The sequence below is a fragment of the Streptococcus suis genome (assembly GCF_002964045.1).
Taxonomy (GTDB): Bacteria; Bacillota; Bacilli; order Lactobacillales; family Streptococcaceae; genus Streptococcus; species Streptococcus suis_U.
On sequence record NZ_POPB01000558.1, the window covers coordinates 1 to 346 of the forward strand.

Annotated in this window: 1 pseudogene; it reads left to right on the forward strand. The window is 43.4% G+C overall.

Annotated features, from left to right (window positions below):
• Positions 1–346 (forward strand): annotated as a pseudogene (locus tag C1E99_RS14800) (hypothetical protein); the annotation flags it as partial.

A 346-nucleotide genomic window follows, 5' to 3' on the forward strand; every position in this document is an offset into this window, starting at 1 on the left:
ACAGGAAACATCACAGAAGTCGTTACTTATGTGAAACTTGGTTCATGGATTCCACAACCACCAACAGGTACAGTGGAAGTTCCACCAACGGTTTACCCTAATGATCCAACACAACCAGGTACGGATGTTCCAACCATTCCATATATTCCAGGTTATATCCCAGTAGGACCAGATGAAACAACACCGTTAACTCCAGTTGATCCAGCAGATCCAACTAAGGGTTATAAAGCACCACCAGTTCCAGGTGATCCAACAACAGATACGAAGATTCCGTATGTGAAAGCATCACAAACGGGTAGTGTGAAGTTTGTGGATACGACAGATGGTTCAGTGAAATTCACAGAAA